Below are 16,225 nucleotides of genomic sequence, written 5' to 3' on the forward strand. Positions count from 1 at the left end.
CTGCGACTCGCGTCCGGGTCGGTAGCCCTTTTTGTTGACCAGCGGTAGAGTGGGGCGCTTGGCCGGCGAGTTCACCCCTAGCGGTGTTGGCGGGATCAGTCCGTTGCACCCGCCCGCGGCCCGCTCTGGTGGGTGCCTCGCGTACCTCGAAATTGCCCCGATTGCTTTGATGGTTGAGGCTTGGCTTTGAGGGCGGCCACGTCTCGACGGGGTGATGCACCGAACAGCCGGCGGTACTCGCGGCTGAACTGGGACGGGCTCTCGTACCCGACCCGAAGTGCCGCTCCCGCTGCATCCAGTCCCTCACCGAGCATCAGTCGCCGCGCTTCCTGAAGGCGTAATTGCTTCTGGTACTGAAGCGGACTCAAGCCCGTCACCGCTTTGAAGTGCTGGTGGAACCCCGACAGGCTCATCTGTGCTTGCCGGGCCAGCGCTTCGCCGGGGAGCGGGTCCGCGAAGTGGTCGCGCAGCCACCGGATCGCGCGGGCGATCTGTTGGGCCGGTGCCCCGACCGTGGCGATCTGCCTCAGTCGCGTCCCCTGTGGGCCGATGAGCACCCGAAAAGTGATCTCCCGGAGCACGAGCGGAGCCAGTGGCCCAAGGGTGTGCGGTGAATCGAGGAGGGACACGAGCCGGCCGACCGCGTCCAGAAGTTGCGGCTCGACCGGGCTCACTTCGACCCCTCGTGCGGGCGGACCGGGGGACCGGGCGTCCGGACATTCGGCTAGCAGTTCGCCGACCACCGACGGGTCGAGCGAGAGTCGGACGGCCAAACACGGCCGGGCGGGGGTTGCCTCGACCACCCGCGCGGAGATCGGCAGGTCGACCGACACGAGCAGCGAGTGGGCGGGGTCGTACCGGTACACTTCGCCCGCGAGGAACACCTCCTTCGCGCCCTGCGCGACGATGCACAGGGACGGATCGACCACGAGGGCGTTGGGGGCACTCGGTTCCGGGAGCCGGGCAATAATCAACCCGGGCACCGCCGTGCGGCACACGCCGTCAGACGGCGCGTGCCGCTCGATCGCGGCCACCAGTCTGGCCAACTCGTCCGTTGCCACGTCCGTCCTCCCGGCCGATCGCCCTCGTTCACCCACACACTCTACCCGCAGCGGGCGCTCACATTCATGGGCACCTCCAAAGTTTTTGGAAGATTAGGCAAGAACTCTAGACGAACGGGTTACCGACTCTTTGGGGACTCGGATTACCATTCTCTTCGCCGGTCGGGGCAACTTCCCGGAGACCACTCGTACTTCCCATCCGTGAGAGCGGTCGATTTCAGCGTCCCGATGCGTCGCAGGGAGCCGGGCGAGCTTTTCAGACGATCACGCGGAGTAACTCATTTATGACTCTTCGACTTGCACTCTTCGCCGCGGCGCTATTCAGTGGCACGGTAGCGCCGGCCGCCGACTGGCCCGGGTTTCGCGGCCCGAACCGTGACGGCGTTTGTACCGAGACCGGGTTGCTCAAAGCCTGGCCCGAGGGCGGCCCCAAGCAGCTCTGGACCGCGAAGAACTTGGGCCTCGGCTGGGGCACGCCGTCGTTCGCGGGCGGCGTCATCTACGGCGTCGGCGCGCGCGACGGCAAGGACGGCGTCTGGGCTCTGAAGGAAGCGGACGGCTCCGAGCTGTGGTTCCGCCCGTTCGCGCCCTCGGCCAGTGACTTGTTTCCGCAGTCGAACGGCCCGGCCAGCACGCCCACCGTCCACAACAACAAGTTGTACACCGTGAGCGCCGATGGCACGCTGTCGTGCCTGAACGCGAAGGACGGTACGCCCGTGTGGTCGAAGAGTTACGTGAAGGACTTCGGCGGGGCGGTCGGCAGTAAGGCCGGCGTCGCGTGGGGGTACAGCGACTCGGTACTGGCCGACGGCGACAAGATCATCTGCACCCCGGCGGCGAAGGGGGCGGCCGTGGTCGCGCTCAAGGCCGACACGGGTGAGACTGTATGGAAGGCCGACGCGGGCGAAATCGGTGCCCCGAACAGCCGGGGGTTCTCATCGGGCCAGGGGTACTCGTCGCCCGTCAGGGCCACGCTCGGCGGAGTGCCGCAGTACCTCGTCCTCCTCGGCAACGGGTCGGGGCTCGTCGGGGTTCATGCCGAGACCGGGACGGTGCTGTGGCAGTATAAGGGAACCGCGGCCACCGGGGGCATCGCGCAGATCCCGATGCCGGTCGTGAAGGACGACCGAGTGTGGGTGTCGTGCAGTTACGGCGGCGGAGCCGCTCTTCTGCAGATCGTGTCGAAGGAGAAGGGCACGTTCGAGGTCAAGGAGATCAAAACGTACCGGAAGCCGCAGCTCAACAATCACCACGGCGGCATGGTGCTGGTCGACGGGCACGTCTACTTCGGGCACGATCAGAACGGCGGGAGCCCCGTGTGCGTGGACTTCAAGACGGGCGAGGTCAAATGGGGGCCGGAAAAGTCGCCCGCCGGCGGGCAGAAGTCGGCGGCCGTACTCGCCGCGGACGGGCGCCTGTACTTCCGGTACGAGAACGGTGTGCTCGTGCTCATCGAACCGGACCCCAAAGAGCTGAAGGTGGTGTCGTCGTTCAAGCTCCCCGCGGCCGACCAGCGCTCGCACTCACAGAGCTGGCCGCATCCGGTGATCGTGAACGGCAAGCTCTACATCCGTGACCAGACCGTGATGTACTGCTACGACGTGAAGGCGAAGTAGCGCGCCCCGTCGGAGTCGTCCACCGCGGCGCCCAGGTCTGCTCCAACTGTAGCGGACCTGCGTGCCGTTTTTCTTTTCCCTACCGTCGTTTCTGCGACTTCCGCCCCGGCCGGTAGCCCTTGTTCTTGACCAGCGGTGGCGTTTCTCGCTCGCCGGCGGGTTCGCCCTTCGCGGTGTTAGCGACGGAGTGGTAGTGGTCGTTGCGCGCGGCGACGTTGGCCTGCTTGCGGCGCGCTTCGATGGCTTCTTTGGGTGGCTGTGCGGGGATCAGCCCGTTGCACCCGCCGATGAGTTCGGCACGGCCGGCCTTGATGAGCGCCTCGCGCACCTCGAAATAGTTCTCCGGTTTGAAGAACTGCATGAGCGCGCGCTGCATCTTGCGGTCGTTGAGGTTCTTGGCCGTGTTGACGGGCTTCTTGGTGAACGGGTCCAGGCCCGCGTAATACATGCACGTCGCAATATCGAACGGGGCCGGGATGAAGTCCTGGATCTGGTCCGGGCGGTAACCGTTTTGCTTGAGGTAGAGCGCGAGGTCGATCATCTCCGCGAGGTCGCTCCCCGGGTGGCTCGCGATGAAGTACGGGATGATCTGCTGCTTCGGCTTGCCCGCGTCCGCGCTCGCCTGGCGGAACTGGTCCGCGAAGACGCCGAAGTTATCAATGTTCGGCTTCTTCATCAGCTCCAGAACCTTGGGGCTGGTGTGTTCCGGCGCCACCTTCAGGCGCCCGCCCGTGTGGTGTTCGGCGAGTTCCCGCACGTACTCGGGCGAGAGCTGCGCGAGGTCCATGCGGATGCCGGATGACACCAGCACCTTGCGGACGCCGTCGACGTTGCGCACCTCGCGCATCAGGTCGATGAGCGGCCCGTGGTCGGTGCCGAGCAGCTTGCACACGCCCGGGTGAACGCACGAGAGGCGCTTGCACTTCGCTTCGACCTCCGGGCGCGAGCACCGCATCGTGTACATGTTCGCGGTCGCGCCGCCGATGTCCGAAATGATCCCCTTGAAGTCCGGGTCGGCCGCGAGCTTCTGGACCTCCTTCATCACGCTTTCGGACGACCGGCTCTGGATGATGCGCCCCTGGTGCGCCGTGATCGAACAGAACGTGCAGCCCCCGAAGCACCCACGCAGGATCGTCACCGAGTCCTTAATCATCTCGTGCGCGGGGACCGATTCCGTGTAACTCGGGTGCGGGCGGCGGTTGTACGGCAGGTCGTAGACTGCGTCGATTTCCTGCTGCGAGAGCGGTAGTGCGGGCGGGTTCTGCACCACAGCCTGTCGGTCGTGGAACTGCACCAGTGTGGCCGCGTTAAATGGGTTCGTGTTCGTGTGGATGAGCCGCGTCGCTTCGGCGAAGGCCCATTTGTCGTCCCGCACCTGCTCGAAGGACGGAATGATGCTGAGGGCCGAACGGTCCGCGCCGTCGGCGGCCTGCTGTTGGGCCATCCACGCCTCGGACTCCTTCGCGCCCATCGCGTAGGCAACGCCGCGCATCGCCCGGAGGTCGCGCAGCGTCCCGCCCGCTTTCAGCTTCTGCGCGATCGTGAGAATGCTCTGCTCGCCCATGCCGTACACGACGAGGTCGGCCTTTGAGTCGAGCAGGATCGAGCGCTTCACCGAATCGGACCAGTAGTCGTAGTGCGCGAGGCGCCGGAGCGACGCCTCCACGCCGCCCGCGATCACCGGCACGCCGGGGAACGCTTCGCGGGCGCGCTGGCAATAGGGCAGCGTGGCGCGGTCCGGTCGCAGCCCGATCTTGCCGCCCGGCGAATATGCGTCGTCGTTGCGGACCTTCTTGTTCGCGGTGTAGTGGTTGATGAGCGAATCCATGTTCCCCGCGCTGATCGCGAAGAACAGGCGCGGGCGCCCGAACTGGCGCCACGGCTCGCACGTCTTCCACTCGGGCTGGCTCAGGATCGCCACGCGGAACCCGGCCCGCTCCAGCACGCGGTGCAGGATCGCCATCGCGAAACTGGGGTGATCGACGTAGGCGTCCCCCGTGACGAACACGACGTCCACGAAGTCCCACCCGCGTGCGGCCATTTCCGCGGCCGTGGTCGGCGCGAACGGCGCGGCGAACCGCTCTTGCCAGACGGGAAGGGAGATGCGACTCTGGGTGCCGGACATCAATTGCAACTCGGAATAATAAGGACGATCCCGCGATTATAGCAGGTGCGCGGCACCCGTGGGGCCGTGCGCACCGACGCGAATTTCAGGTTTCACCACAGATCGAGTAATGCGAACCCTGAACAGCGCAGAGGCTTTGAGCCGAAACAACCTTTCTCGTTCGCGCCACCGTTCAATTCACTACAGTCCGTGTTCTTTCCCCTAAGATCGATCTTTTAACCCGTGACCGGTCCGGGTATCGTCTCATATGGGGCGCCCCGACTGTTCCGTCGTTTCTGGTCCGGGCGCCCGTGCTGGAGATCGTCCGTCATGCCCCGCACCCTGGTTCGCCCCGGGCTGGTCACCCTGCTCGCGGCCCTTCCGCTGACGCTGGTTCTGCAAACGCCGGTACGCGCTCAGGAGCCCGCGCTCGAGGTGTTCTACACCAAACTCGAACCGAGCGAATCGTTCAAATACAAGTGGAAGGGCAAAGAAGGCGCCTGCTCCGCCGGCGTGTTCCGCTGGGAAGTTCCGCAGACTGAGTTCGGCACCAACGGGCTCGACCGGAACTTCACCGGGTACTGCGCCGAGGTGCTCGTACCGATCACCAAGGACAAGCTCTACCGCTACCGCGTGAACAACCTTTACGCCCCCGAAAACTACAACGTCGACGGGGTCGATAAAGACAAGGTGAACGAGGTCGCGAACCGGCGCGCCAAGCTCATCACCGAACTATTCGGGCGCTACTTCCGCGACCCGACTACGAAGGCCGTCAACCCCGACGACGCGGTCGCGTTCCAGATCGCGCTTTGGGAAATCATCCAGGAAACCGAACCGGCTATGGGTGATCTCAAGCTGGACCTGTTCGCGGGCGACTTCCAGGCGGACTACCCGAAGGTCGACGCCCCGATCTACGTTCAGCGGGCGCAGACGTTCCTCGACTCGCTGACAGGCCGCGACGACGGGCTATTTTACGAGAACCCCGACCTCCGCGGGCGCGAACTGATCCGGCTTCAGGGCATCGAGAACGCAGACAAGGTCGTCGCCCAATCGCAGTTTGCACTGCGGTTTAAGAGCGGCGGTACTCCCGGTACCGGCGGAGCATTTGCCCGGGCGCTGACGGCCGGTGGGACCGGCGCGGGCGGCGGTTCCGGTGGCGGCGCGGGAATGGGTGGCGGCGGGAGCGGGCTGGGCTACCCGGGCGGTGGCGGCGGGATCTTCACCGGGACGGGCGGCGGCGGGTCAACGGTCCCGGTCGGTGGAGGTAGCACCACGACCCCGCCGAGCACAACACCACCGACGACCACCACGCCGACGGTTCCTGTGGGCGGACCAGACGATCCGTCCGATCCCGGTGATCCGGGGAACCCCAACAATCCGAACCCGGTCCCCGCCCCCGCGGGGCTGCTACTTGGCGCGATCGCGCTCGGGACCGTCGGGACGTGGCGCGTCGGCGCACGGCTGTTGAGCGCGAAGTAACGCGAGACGATACCCTCCGAACGGTCGGCATGGTACCATGCCGACCGTTCTTTGTTTTCCTTCTCCCTTCGAGCGAGGTTTGTGGCGTGGAAGTGATCGAATACCGCGGTTGGAAGAACAACCTGCTCCTCAGCAACGGGCACGTCGAACTCGTGGTGACGCTCGACGTCGGGCCGCGCGTCATCGCGTACCGGCTCCCGGGCGGGTTCAACGTGATGAAGAACTACGACTCCATGATGGGCGGCACCGGCGAGGCCGAGTGGCAGATCCGTGGCGGGCACCGGTTCTGGCTCTCCCCGGAAGACCTCACGCGGACGTACTTCGCGGACAATCGCCCGGTAAAGTGGGAGCAGATCGGCCCGCACGCGGCCCGCATCACCGCGCCGCCGGAAACCGAGTACGGCGTGCAGAAGGTGATGGAACTCCGGCTGGGCGCGAGCGGCACCAAGGTGGACGTGACGCTGCGGGTCACAAACGTCGGGAGCGCCCCGACCGACCTCGCCCCGTGGGGGCCGACTGTGATGGCGCCCGGGGGCGTGGAGATCATTCCGCTGCCGGCCAAGAAGAACCACCCGCTCCACCCAAAGAACGCGAAATCGCCGGCCGACTTCGCGCCGAACCAGGAGCTGATTCTGTGGCCGTACTTCGACTTCGCCGACACGCGCTGGGCGTTCGGGAAGAAGTACGCGCTGCTCCGCCAGGACGTGAACAAGGGGCCGACGAAGATCGGCCTCGCCCACCGCGAGGGGTGGGTCGCGTACCTGAACTCCGGGGTGCTGTTCGTGAAGCGGTTCGATTACCGCGAGGGGGCCTTGTACCCGGACCGCGGCACGCGGTACCAGACGTTCTCGAACGAGGACATGCTGGAAATGGAAACGGTCGGCGAACTGGTCACGCTCGCGCCGGGTGCGTCCGCGGAACTGAGCGAGTCGTGGGAGCTGCACGGCGGCGTGCCGCCCGTGAAGACCGAGGCGGACGTGGACCGCGTGGTTCTGCCGCTGGTGAAGTGAGGTCTGTGTGTTTGTTGCGCCGGTTCCTGTAGGGCCGGCGTCAGAAGACCGGGCGTGTTACACGCCGATGGTGGCGAGCGCGGCCTGGAGGTCGCCCCGCGCGTAGGGCTTTTGCAGGAACCCGGTGGCCGAGTCGTTTGTGAGAGTTTCGGGCACCGCTTCGGCGGTGTACCCGCTACACAAAATTACCGGGACCGTCGAACGGTCCCGAATCGCGACGAGTGCCTCGGTCCCGTCCATTACCGGCATCATCAGGTCGAGCAGCACCACGCGCACGAGATCCGCGTGCGCCACGAAGAGCGCGACCGCTTCCGCACCGTTGCTCGCGGTGAGCACGTCGTACCCCATCTGCTTCAACATCAGCTCGCCGACCTGACGCACGATCGGCTCGTCGTCCGCGACGAGTGCCAGCCCGCGCTTCTCGGTTTTTGCGACTGGGGTGGGGCGTGGCGCCGGTACGGGAGCGGGTGCCGGCACCGGGGGCGGCGACTGCCCGGACCGTTGCGGGGGCCGCGGAATCATTTCGGTCCGCTGGGCGCGGCGCTGGCGCGGCGGCGATTCGAGCGGCGTCCGGAGCAGTGAGTCCAGTGGCGCGGGCGTTTCCGCGGCTTCGGGGAGCGCTTCGGTTGTTACCGGGAGCAGAACCGTGAACCGGGTGCCGAACCCCACGCGGCTGTCCACGTGGATGCCGCCGCCGTGCCCGCGGATGATCCCGAGGACCGCGGACATCCCGAGCCCGCGCCCGGTGAATTTCGTGGTGAAGAACGGGTCGAACAGGCGCGATTTCGTCGCCTCGTCCATCCCGCATCCGGTGTCCGATACGATCAACTCGATGAACTGCCCCGGCGCGGACGGGCTGTACACCCCACCGCTGACCGCTTCGAGCGCAAGGTCGTGTGTCGTCGTGGTGACGGTGACGCTCCCGGCCCGGTCGCCGATGGCTTCGCCGGCGTTGATGAGCAGGTTCATCAGAACTTGCCGGAGCTGCCCGTCGTCGCCGGTGATGAGTGGGAGCGTGGGCGACAGGTGCAGGTTCAGTTGCACCTTCTTCGGCAGAGTCACCCGGAGTAGGTCGGTCGTCTGGCTGATGAGTTCGTTCAGGTCGATCGTGCGGAGCAGGAACCGGCCTTTACCGGAGTACGCGAGCAACTGTCGCGTCAGCCCGCCCGCCTGGGCGACGCCGTTTTGCACCGTCATGAGGTGCTCGCGCGCCGGGTGCCCCTCCGGGAGCGAACTGGCGGCCAGTTCCGCGTGCCCGAGTACCCCCGCGAGCAAGTTGTTGAAGTCGTGCGCGACGCCCCCGGCCAGCACCCCGAGCGCTTCGAGGCGTTGGGCGTCCTGCATCTTGCGCTCGAACGTGGTGCGCTCGGCCTCGGCCTGCCGGCGCTCGGTGAGGTCGATGCCCACGGCCTGGAACTCGCTCCGCCCGTCGCCGGTGGTAATGTGCCGGGCCGTCCACCGGTACCAGAGGCACGAACCGTCCGGCTTGCGGATCATCCCGGACGCGCCCGAGGCGGGGCCGGAGATCTGGTGCGGCACGGGCAGGTCGGCGACCGCTTCCGTGCGCGGCATCTCGGGAATGAAGTCCATCACCGATTGCCCGATCAGCAGTTCGCGCGGGTACCCGAGCAACCGGCAGAGTGTTTCGTTGACGAAAGTGAGTTTGCCCTCGGGCGTGTACCGCACGATGGCCGCGGGCGTGCTGTCTACGAGGTTCTGGTACTCGCGCGCCGCGGTGGTGAGGGCCGCTTCCGCGCGCTCGCGCTCGGCGAGCGTGGTCGTCATCGCGAGGGTGACGAGCGCCGCGGTGACTACGAGCGCCCAGACGAACAACATTTTGGTCATCGGGAACAGGTGCCCGAACGCGCCGACCCCTTCGGACGTGCCCGCGACCGCAAAAGCCGTCAGGACGAGCACGTGCAGCGCCCCGACGCGGAGGCGCTCGTTCATCCCCACCCAGATGAGCAGCATGAACGGCGGGAACACCATCAGGCTGCGTGTCGGGGGCGAGGCCACGTTCGTGAACGCGATCGCGCACAGGACCGCCGTGAGGAGGAGAACGAGAGCCGGCCGGACCGCGCCGCGGTGGACCCGGGGCCGAACGGCCGCGAGGAGCGGGGGCGCGACGATGAGCAACCCGGCCGTGTCGCCGAGCCACCAGACGAGCCACGCGGGTACGAGTTCGATTGGTGGAAGGCCGCCGAGTGCGTGCCAAAGGGCACCGTTAGAAGCCGTCGCGGTCATCCCCACGAGGCCCGCGAAGAGGAAGGCGTACAAGTCCCGGCGCCCGGCGGATATCGGGTTGAACCGGAACCGGCGGAGGATTTCGACGGTTATGAGCGGTCCGAGTGCGTTACCAACCGAGACGCCCAGCGCGACCCACCAGGGGAACACCTGGAACTCGCACGCGAGGGCGCCGAAGAAGACCCCGGGTAAGAACTTCCGGCCCGCGCGGAACAGCGCCGCGACGGCGATCCCGGTCGGCGGCCAGATGAACGCGACGTGCGCGTCCCCGACCGTGAACAGTAGCCCGACCTTGGCCGTCGCGTAGTACGCGATCGCGACCCCGAATACCCCCGCTAGGTACCGCCCAACGGTACTGCGCGACTCGGCAACCAATGGTGTTGAAGTTCGCGTCACAGAACGGGGGGGTGAGGGCTGGGCAAGGATTTCTGCCCAAGCGTAGTTCGCTTCTGGCTACTTCGCCATGAACTCGCGCCACTTCTTAAATTTCTGCCACAACGCGACGGATTATGACACGCAGTTTCTTTTCCGCCTCATTTGCGGTGGCAATTATCTCTGGAAGACTTACGGGTTCCAGGGAGTCTGGAAGGCATACATCGGTTATGACGGATATTCCGAATGTGCGCATTTTGGAATGAACCGCGACGATCACCTCGGGAACCGTGGACATCCCCACCACGTCCGCGCCGATGGCCCGCAGGAAGCGGTACTCGGCCCGCGTTTCGAGGTTCGGCCCGCTCACCGCGACGAACACCCCCTGGTGGCACACGATCTGTTCTTCGAGCGCGACGCGCCGGCCGATCTTCAGCAAGTCGCGGTCGTAGGGGTAGCACATGTCCGGGAACCGGTCGCCGAGCCGCTCGTCGTTCGGCCCGATCAGCGGGTTGTCGCCGAGCAGGTTGATGTGGTCCTCGATGAGCATGATGTCTCCGCGGCCCCACTGCGGGTTCATCCCACCGCAGGCGTTGCTCACGATCAGCGCGCCGGCCCCGAGCGCCTTCATCACGCGCACCGGGAACGTGACCTGTTGGAGCGACCACCCCTCGTAAAAGTGGAACCGCCCCTCCATCACCACGACTTTCTTGCCGGCGAGGGTGCCGCACACGAGTTGCCCCTTGTGGGTGGGCGCGGTCGAGCGCGGGAAGTGCGGGATCTCCTCGTAGGGGATCACGACGTCCGTCTCCACGTCCTCGGCGAACTTGCCCAACCCCGTACCGAGGATGATGCCCGCGGTCGGCGCGTGCTTCCACTTCGTCCGAACGAACGCGGCGGCTTCCTGGATCTGGTCGTACAGTGCGGTGGACATGGGTGCTCCGGATGAGGGGTCGGGTGTTGTTGTACGATCCCCCGTGCGCTTCGCGCAACCCGCTCGAGTGCGCCCACAGTGCCGATCAATTCCGGGCGCGGATTTGACAGAAATGTTTTGTTCGTGTGTTCAGTATGTGGTATCATGCCGAGATGTTGCTTGCTACCGTGAACGAGTGGGAGATGGGGCGCGTCTGTTGTTCGACAAAACCCGCGATTGTTGCGGGACCATCTTTGAACATGCGGAGCCACCCATGAGTTCTTTGACCCGCGTCCGTGTCGTTACCCGGTGGAGGGAGGGGCGCGCTTCTCACGAAGAAGTAATAGCCTTGCGTCGGTTCCTGCCGGACGTCCGGGATCGATCGATCGCCGAAGTACTGCGCGAAACGCGAGCGGCCCCGGATTGGGTACTGGCGATGTGTGACCCGATTGAAGCGCGACGTGTGTGCGAACTCGCCCAGCGCGCGGGCCTGATCGCAATTGTGGAAGACATTCCTGTGGACGGGCTCGGGCCGGTGTTCAATGAACAACTGGCAAGGCACTTGAACCTTACGACGCTTAGCGTCGGTTCGGGTCGTCAGGGAGCAGTTGGGGAACCCGGTGCATCGTGCGTTTTGGCGTGGTGGACCGTAAGCGTATTACCGAGTTTCCATCCGGCTTGGGTCGTTGGAGCCGTTCACGAAGAGTGGAAGAGCGGCCCCAGCCCAGATCGGGTTGTGATCCGCGGTTTTGTCGCTGACGAGAACGGCGCCGACATTGCAGCACTCGACACCGATGAGGTGTTACACTTTCTCGGGTCATTGAACCCGTTTCAAGTTGCGCCAAACGGTTGCGTGGGAACACACGACGGGCTTGGTTACCGATTCCAGTGGAGCAGTTGGGCCACCGAGGGCACATTCAGATTCTCGAACCCAAGAGGCGACTGGCTCGTTGAGCTCGAGCGCGTCTTGTTTCGGTTCGCCCGTCAGATTGCTTCAACTGCTAAATCGGACCGTTTCGCTGACCAACTTCGGTGTTGGGGCGAGTACCGAGAGGCGATTACCGACGAGTAATAAGGGCTTTCAGATCGGCGGACATATCGTTTTGGGGATTGATGATGAAGCACCGTCGGCCGGGGGAGGACTTCCGGGTTTCGAGCGTGGACTGGCAATTGGACAGCGTAGCCCGGCACGTTCAGGGCGGGTTCGACCCGGTTCCGCGCTCGGAGGTCTTGCGACGGTTCTTTGTGTTCATCGAGTTCCTCCAGCACCACAACATGACGACGCGAACTATCGCGAGCAGCATTGAAGACGTGACCGACACCATCGAGTTCCGGAACTCGGACCTCACGGACGCCGGATTCGAGTTCGTGGCCAAGTATCACGGCAAGTGGTTGAACCGGCTCTGGAAGAGTCGCGGAACGGAAGACGATCGGGCGGTGCTCAACAAGTGGCTGAAGGCGCACCACGAACCGCGAGAGCCGAAACCCAAGAAATGAATGGGAATAGAGGGCTATTGAGTGGGTCGAACGGGGTGGCGGATGCGACGACCACGCAACCTCAGTTCGAGCTGTTAGCCGAATTGTGTGGCGCAAGGTGTTTATTGTGAGATATTTGTGTCGAATCTCCGGTTTTGAGAGGTTTCCGAAATGTTAGCAAATGTTAGCCGCGCCTGGACCGGTTGATGGGACCGGGCACCCGCGTTTCGGCCGGCTCGTACACTGATCTCACATCGCTACCGCGGGAATGGGATCGGAGTAATCATGGCAGTCAACTTACCGCCGCACTATCACGACGCCGAAGCCCGGTACAAGAAGGCGCAGACGCCCGAAGACAAGCTCGTCGCGCTCAAAGAGATGTGGGTACTCCTGCCCAAACACAAGGCGAGCGAGAAGGTTCAGGCCGAACTCAAGACCAAGATTTCCGAGCTGACGGACCAGATCGAGCAGGCCAAACTCGGGCCGAAGAAGGCCGCGCCGGGCACGTTCAAGTTCCCACGCCAGGGGGCCGGGCAGGTGGTGTTGCTCGGCCCGCCGAACGCGGGTAAGTCGCAACTGATTACGAAGCTCACGAAGGCGACGCCGGCGGTGGCCCCGTACCCGTTCACGACGCGCGAACCGGCGCCGGGGATGATGGACTACGAGGACGTCCGCGTGCAGTTGATCGACCTGCCGCCGATCACCGCGGACCACTACGAGAACTTCGTCACGGACATTACGCGCGCCGCGGACGTTGCGCTGCTGTTCCTCGATCTCGCGGACGACGACGGCCCGGCCGCGACGCGAGCCGCCATCGATCGACTGAAGCTCGCGCGCCGCGAACTCGTGCCCCCGGGCAGCCCGCCGATCGACGACCCCGCGGTCTACGCGATCCCGACGCTCCTGGTCGCGAACAAGGGCGACGATGAGGCCGCCGACATCCGGCTGGAGATCGCGCGCGAGGAGTTCGGCACGCAGTTCCCGCTTTTGGTCGTGTCGAGCGAGCGCGGCGACGGTTTGGAAGAACTCCGTAAGGCGATTTACGACGCGCTCGGCGTGATGCGGATCTACACGAAGCAACCGGGCAAGCCGGCGGACATGACCAGCCCGTTTACACCGCCGATCGGTGCGACGGTTGCAGAACTGGCGGGCAAGGTCCACCGCGACCTCGAAGACACGGTGAAGTCGGCCCGCGTGTGGGGCACCGCGGTCCACGACGGCCAGACCGTCGGCCGCGACCACGTGCTGCACGACAAGGACGTGGTCGAACTGCACACGTGAGGTGAGGGTGCATGGGAACCACCGATCGCGAGCGCATTTTGGAGGCCGCCCGGTCTCACGGGGCCGGGGCGTTCAATCGACTCGTTCGGTCGGCTTCGGAGCTTAATCGGCCACAGCGGTTACGATACTGGGAAGAGCAGTTTCTTCTCCGGTTGGCTGAACAAGCGCGTGTGGAGGGGATGAATTTTCTCGAGTTCGTCGCGATCTTTGCTCGGGCTGAGTTAATGCCAGAAGTGGCGCCACAGAAACAGGTTCCAGAAGTTGAAGAGCTGTTTCAGTATCTCGAACGGAGACGCACGCAGCTTTCTAATGGGCTCATCACGTCGGTTGAATGGTCGAATCTGTTGTTCATGCACTGTTGCGTTTATCCTCCGCGCATTGAGCTTGCAATGCAAATTGTGGAGCCGCTAACAGTAGCAGCCCGACGCGCACTTCGCGACGCCATTGAAGAGCGACTGCTATCCGAGTACCGAGCTTTTCCCGTGAACAGTGTTTGTCGAACCCCGGTGGAATGGAGTGCGGCAACCGAGCGCGAGACCGCAATGAACTGTGCATGGGCCGAACTGTTTCGGCGCGCGTTGGCAGAATGTAGGTGGGACACCTGAGTTGCATCTTCGAGCGATTCCTACGAAGATATCTTCATGACTCCAAACACTGCGCCGCCGACACCTTACCTCGTGCGGCACGGGTCGATGCGGTTCGTCGGCGCGTTCACCGCGCCCGAGAGCGCGACCGTGCGCCGCGGGGACGTGGCCATTCTGCGCACCGAGCGCGGGCTGGAGAGCGGCGAGGTATTGTGCCCGGCAACGCCCCAGGCGCTCGCCGCGATCCCGGAACCGACTCGTGGCGACCTCGTCCGCGTGGCCACGGTCGAGGACCGCGCGAAGATCGCGCACATCGCGCAGTTGCAAAAGCAGCAGTACGAGATCGGCACGAAACTCGTGAATCAGCACCGGCTCGTGATGCAGATCGTGGACGTGGAGTACATTTTCGGCGGCGAGCGGCTCGTGTTCTATTTTCTCGCCGAGGGACGCGTGGATTTCCGCGAACTCGTGAAGAGCATGGCGCGCGAGTTCCACACCCGTATCGAACTGCGCCAGATCGGGGTGCGCGACGAGGCGAAGCTGCTCGCGGACTACGGCGATTGCGGCAAGCCGGTGTGCTGCAATACGCACATGGTGGTGATGCCGCCGGTCAGCATGCGGATGGCGAAACTGCAAAAGTCCACGCTCGACCCGACGAAGATTTCCGGGCGGTGCGGGCGGCTGAAGTGCTGTCTGCGGTTCGAGCAGGACGTGTACGAAGAGTTCCAGAAGGAGCTGCCGCCGATCGGGGCGCGCGTGGTCACCGAGAAAGGGCAGGGGAAGGTGCTGGCGCAGGAGATTCTCGCGCGCCGGCTGCTCGTCGAGTTCGAGGACGGGCGCCGACTGCCCATTGCCGCCGACGAGGTGCTGACAAGGTTGTAAGATGGTGTCGCCGGTGAGAACTGCGCCCAACGGGTTCGCCCCGGTTCCATCGGCCGTTCGCCAGCAGGAGAAGCTGTGGACCCTCGGATTCTTGAGTTGTGTCGCGAAGACCCGCGGTTCGCATACGAAGCCTACGAGTTCGTCTGCGACGCTGTCACGTTCACACAGGACCGGCTCGGCCGCGCCCCAGTGGAGCACGAGGAGGAGAGCGACGACCGGCACGTGAGCGGCGGGGAACTCCTCAACGGCACCTGCGCGCTCGCGATCCGCGAGTTCGGGATGATGGCCCCGGTCGTGTTCAAACAGTGGGGCATCCGGACCACCGATCACGTCGGCGAGATCGTGTTCAAGCTCATCAAGGTGCAGCGCCTCAGCAAGTCCGACCGCGACGACCCGGACGACTTCCGCGACCTGTTCGACCTCGCCCAAGCGCTCCGCGACGGGTTCGAGATCACGCTCGGCGACACGGCCAAGCGCGGGGACCGGTAGCGAACGCGGCGGGGTTTCGTTTTTCTCTGGCGAGTTTGTGGCGGGCATCATGGGCAAACGGATTCGACTGATCGTCGCTGCGTTTCTTTTCGTTGGCTGGCTCGGCTGGTTGGGAGCTACGGCGCTCACGAAGAGCCACGCCCCGGTGGTCTCGCGCGTTCAGGCGGCCAACGCGACCGTGGCGGTCGTGGCCGAGTTGACGAACGGGGAAGACGGGCGCGCGGTTCACCTGATCCGGCAGGTGCCGCAACTGGGGCCACAACCGGTGGCGCTGAACGAAAAGGCCGACCGACCGGCAATCATGGTCAAAGTGGTCGAGGCGCTTAAGGGTGGCCCGGCGCCGGGCACACAAATCGGTGTCGCCAACTTGCCGGACTGCGTGGGGTATACGGGACCGGGGCGGTACCTGCTCCTGTTGAACAAAGACCCGGCGTCGCACTTCGAGGCGAACCGCGAGGCGTACACACTCGTCGGGCGCCAGCACCCGTCCGGCGCGGAACTGTCTGACATCGGCCCGCCGACGATCTATCCGTACTCGGACAAAACGGCCGAGGACATCCAGAAACAGGTCAACAAGCTGCTTCCGTAAAAGAGAGCGGGCGGATGTTCCCCTGTTGGTATTGGGGAACATCTTGATCCATATCCGCGCACAGAACTGCATCCAATTCTCCGCGCCACCTCACCGAAGCACTTTCACCAAAAATCGAGCAATCA

14 protein-coding genes are annotated in these 16,225 nt (G+C 64.8%); 10 read left to right on the forward strand and 4 right to left on the reverse strand.

The genetic code is table 11. The annotated features are described in order from the left end of the window. Nucleotides 1–95: 95 nt before the first annotated feature. Complete coding sequence (locus VT84_RS12630; RefSeq protein WP_082839777.1) at nt 96–1,061, reverse strand: AraC family transcriptional regulator; 966 nt, start codon at nt 1,059–1,061, stop codon at nt 96–98. A 284-nt stretch (nt 1,062–1,345) separates the two neighbouring features. Between VT84_RS12630 and VT84_RS12635 the strand changes: the two genes are divergently transcribed. Beyond that, the gene (locus tag VT84_RS12635) at nt 1,346–2,677 is read left to right on the forward strand and encodes a PQQ-binding-like beta-propeller repeat protein (protein ID WP_082839778.1); all 1,332 of its coding nucleotides are present in this window, start codon (nt 1,346–1,348) and stop codon (nt 2,675–2,677) included. 79 nt (nt 2,678–2,756) lie between these two features. On the opposite strand, the gene VT84_RS12640 is transcribed toward VT84_RS12635, so the two are convergent. Continuing rightward, nucleotides 2,757–4,802 (reverse strand): YgiQ family radical SAM protein, encoded by a 2,046-nt coding sequence (locus VT84_RS12640; RefSeq protein ID WP_082839779.1) that lies wholly within the window; start codon nt 4,800–4,802, stop codon nt 2,757–2,759. A 309-nt stretch (nt 4,803–5,111) separates the two neighbouring features. On the opposite strand from VT84_RS12640, the gene VT84_RS12645 reads away from it, so the two are divergent. Together VT84_RS12645 and VT84_RS12650 are read left to right on the forward strand one after the other, a co-directional pair. Continuing rightward, nucleotides 5,112–6,260, forward strand: coding sequence for a hypothetical protein (locus VT84_RS12645; protein WP_082839780.1), 1,149 nt, complete (start codon nt 5,112–5,114; stop codon nt 6,258–6,260). Nucleotides 6,261–6,346: 86 nt separating this feature from the next. After that, on the forward strand, nt 6,347–7,270 hold the full coding sequence (locus VT84_RS12650; RefSeq protein WP_082839781.1) for a hypothetical protein: 924 nt from the start codon (nt 6,347–6,349) through the stop codon (nt 7,268–7,270). Between the two features lie 57 nt (nt 7,271–7,327). Here VT84_RS12650 and VT84_RS12655 read toward each other — a convergent pair whose 3' ends face one another. Further along, a complete protein-coding gene (locus VT84_RS12655) occupies nt 7,328–9,889 on the reverse strand; it encodes a response regulator (RefSeq protein ID WP_157469468.1) in 2,562 nt (853 codons plus the stop codon). 106 nt (nt 9,890–9,995) lie between these two features. Then, nucleotides 9,996–10,820, reverse strand: a complete 825-nt coding sequence (locus VT84_RS12660) for a purine-nucleoside phosphorylase (RefSeq protein WP_052558490.1) — start codon at nt 10,818–10,820, stop codon at nt 9,996–9,998. A 328-nt stretch (nt 10,821–11,148) separates the two neighbouring features. Between VT84_RS12660 and VT84_RS12665 the strand changes: the two genes are divergently transcribed. The 7 genes from VT84_RS12665 (at nt 11,149) to VT84_RS12695 (ending at nt 16,100) form a co-directional block, all read left to right on the forward strand. Continuing rightward, the gene (locus tag VT84_RS12665) at nt 11,149–11,871 is read left to right on the forward strand and encodes a hypothetical protein (protein ID WP_052558487.1); all 723 of its coding nucleotides are present in this window, start codon (nt 11,149–11,151) and stop codon (nt 11,869–11,871) included. A 41-nt stretch (nt 11,872–11,912) separates the two neighbouring features. Next, on the forward strand, nt 11,913–12,296 hold the full coding sequence (locus tag VT84_RS12670) for a hypothetical protein (RefSeq protein ID WP_157469469.1): 384 nt from the start codon (nt 11,913–11,915) through the stop codon (nt 12,294–12,296). 264 nt (nt 12,297–12,560) lie between these two features. After that, complete coding sequence (locus VT84_RS12675) at nt 12,561–13,556, forward strand: GTPase (protein ID WP_082839784.1); 996 nt, start codon at nt 12,561–12,563, stop codon at nt 13,554–13,556. A gap of 11 nt (nt 13,557–13,567) precedes the next feature. Then, on the forward strand, nt 13,568–14,161 hold the full coding sequence (locus tag VT84_RS12680) for a hypothetical protein (RefSeq protein WP_052558479.1): 594 nt from the start codon (nt 13,568–13,570) through the stop codon (nt 14,159–14,161). A 36-nt stretch (nt 14,162–14,197) separates the two neighbouring features. Next, nucleotides 14,198–15,022 (forward strand): stage 0 sporulation family protein, encoded by an 825-nt coding sequence (locus VT84_RS12685; protein ID WP_157469470.1) that lies wholly within the window; start codon nt 14,198–14,200, stop codon nt 15,020–15,022. Nucleotides 15,023–15,097: 75 nt separating this feature from the next. Beyond that, on the forward strand, nt 15,098–15,511 hold the full coding sequence (locus VT84_RS12690; protein ID WP_052558477.1) for a Minf_1886 family protein: 414 nt from the start codon (nt 15,098–15,100) through the stop codon (nt 15,509–15,511). Nucleotides 15,512–15,560: 49 nt separating this feature from the next. Further along, the gene (locus VT84_RS12695; protein ID WP_157469471.1) at nt 15,561–16,100 is read left to right on the forward strand and encodes a hypothetical protein; all 540 of its coding nucleotides are present in this window, start codon (nt 15,561–15,563) and stop codon (nt 16,098–16,100) included. Nucleotides 16,101–16,225: the final 125 nt, after the last annotated feature.

The sequence above is a fragment of the Gemmata sp. SH-PL17 genome (genome assembly GCF_001610855.1).
Classification (GTDB): Bacteria; Planctomycetota; Planctomycetia; order Gemmatales; family Gemmataceae; genus Gemmata; species Gemmata massiliana.

Excerpts from the sequence above, each read along its gene's own strand:
- VT84_RS12645 (WP_082839780.1), top strand. The coding sequence starts at position 5,112 with ATGCCCCGCACCCTGGTTCGCCCCGGGCTGGTCACCCTGCTCGCGGCC.
- VT84_RS12640 (WP_082839779.1), bottom strand. The coding sequence starts at position 4,802 with ATGTCCGGCACCCAGAGTCGCATCTCCCTTCCCGTCTGGCAAGAGCGG.
- VT84_RS12680 (WP_052558479.1), top strand. The coding sequence starts at position 13,568 with ATGGGAACCACCGATCGCGAGCGCATTTTGGAGGCCGCCCGGTCTCAC.
- VT84_RS12670 (WP_157469469.1), top strand. The coding sequence starts at position 11,913 with ATGATGAAGCACCGTCGGCCGGGGGAGGACTTCCGGGTTTCGAGCGTG.
- VT84_RS12660 (WP_052558490.1), bottom strand. The coding sequence starts at position 10,820 with ATGTCCACCGCACTGTACGACCAGATCCAGGAAGCCGCCGCGTTCGTT.
- VT84_RS12695 (WP_157469471.1), top strand. The coding sequence starts at position 15,561 with ATGGGCAAACGGATTCGACTGATCGTCGCTGCGTTTCTTTTCGTTGGC.
- VT84_RS12685 (WP_157469470.1), top strand. The coding sequence starts at position 14,198 with ATGACTCCAAACACTGCGCCGCCGACACCTTACCTCGTGCGGCACGGG.
- VT84_RS12675 (WP_082839784.1), top strand. The coding sequence starts at position 12,561 with ATGGCAGTCAACTTACCGCCGCACTATCACGACGCCGAAGCCCGGTAC.
- VT84_RS12635 (WP_082839778.1), top strand. The coding sequence starts at position 1,346 with ATGACTCTTCGACTTGCACTCTTCGCCGCGGCGCTATTCAGTGGCACG.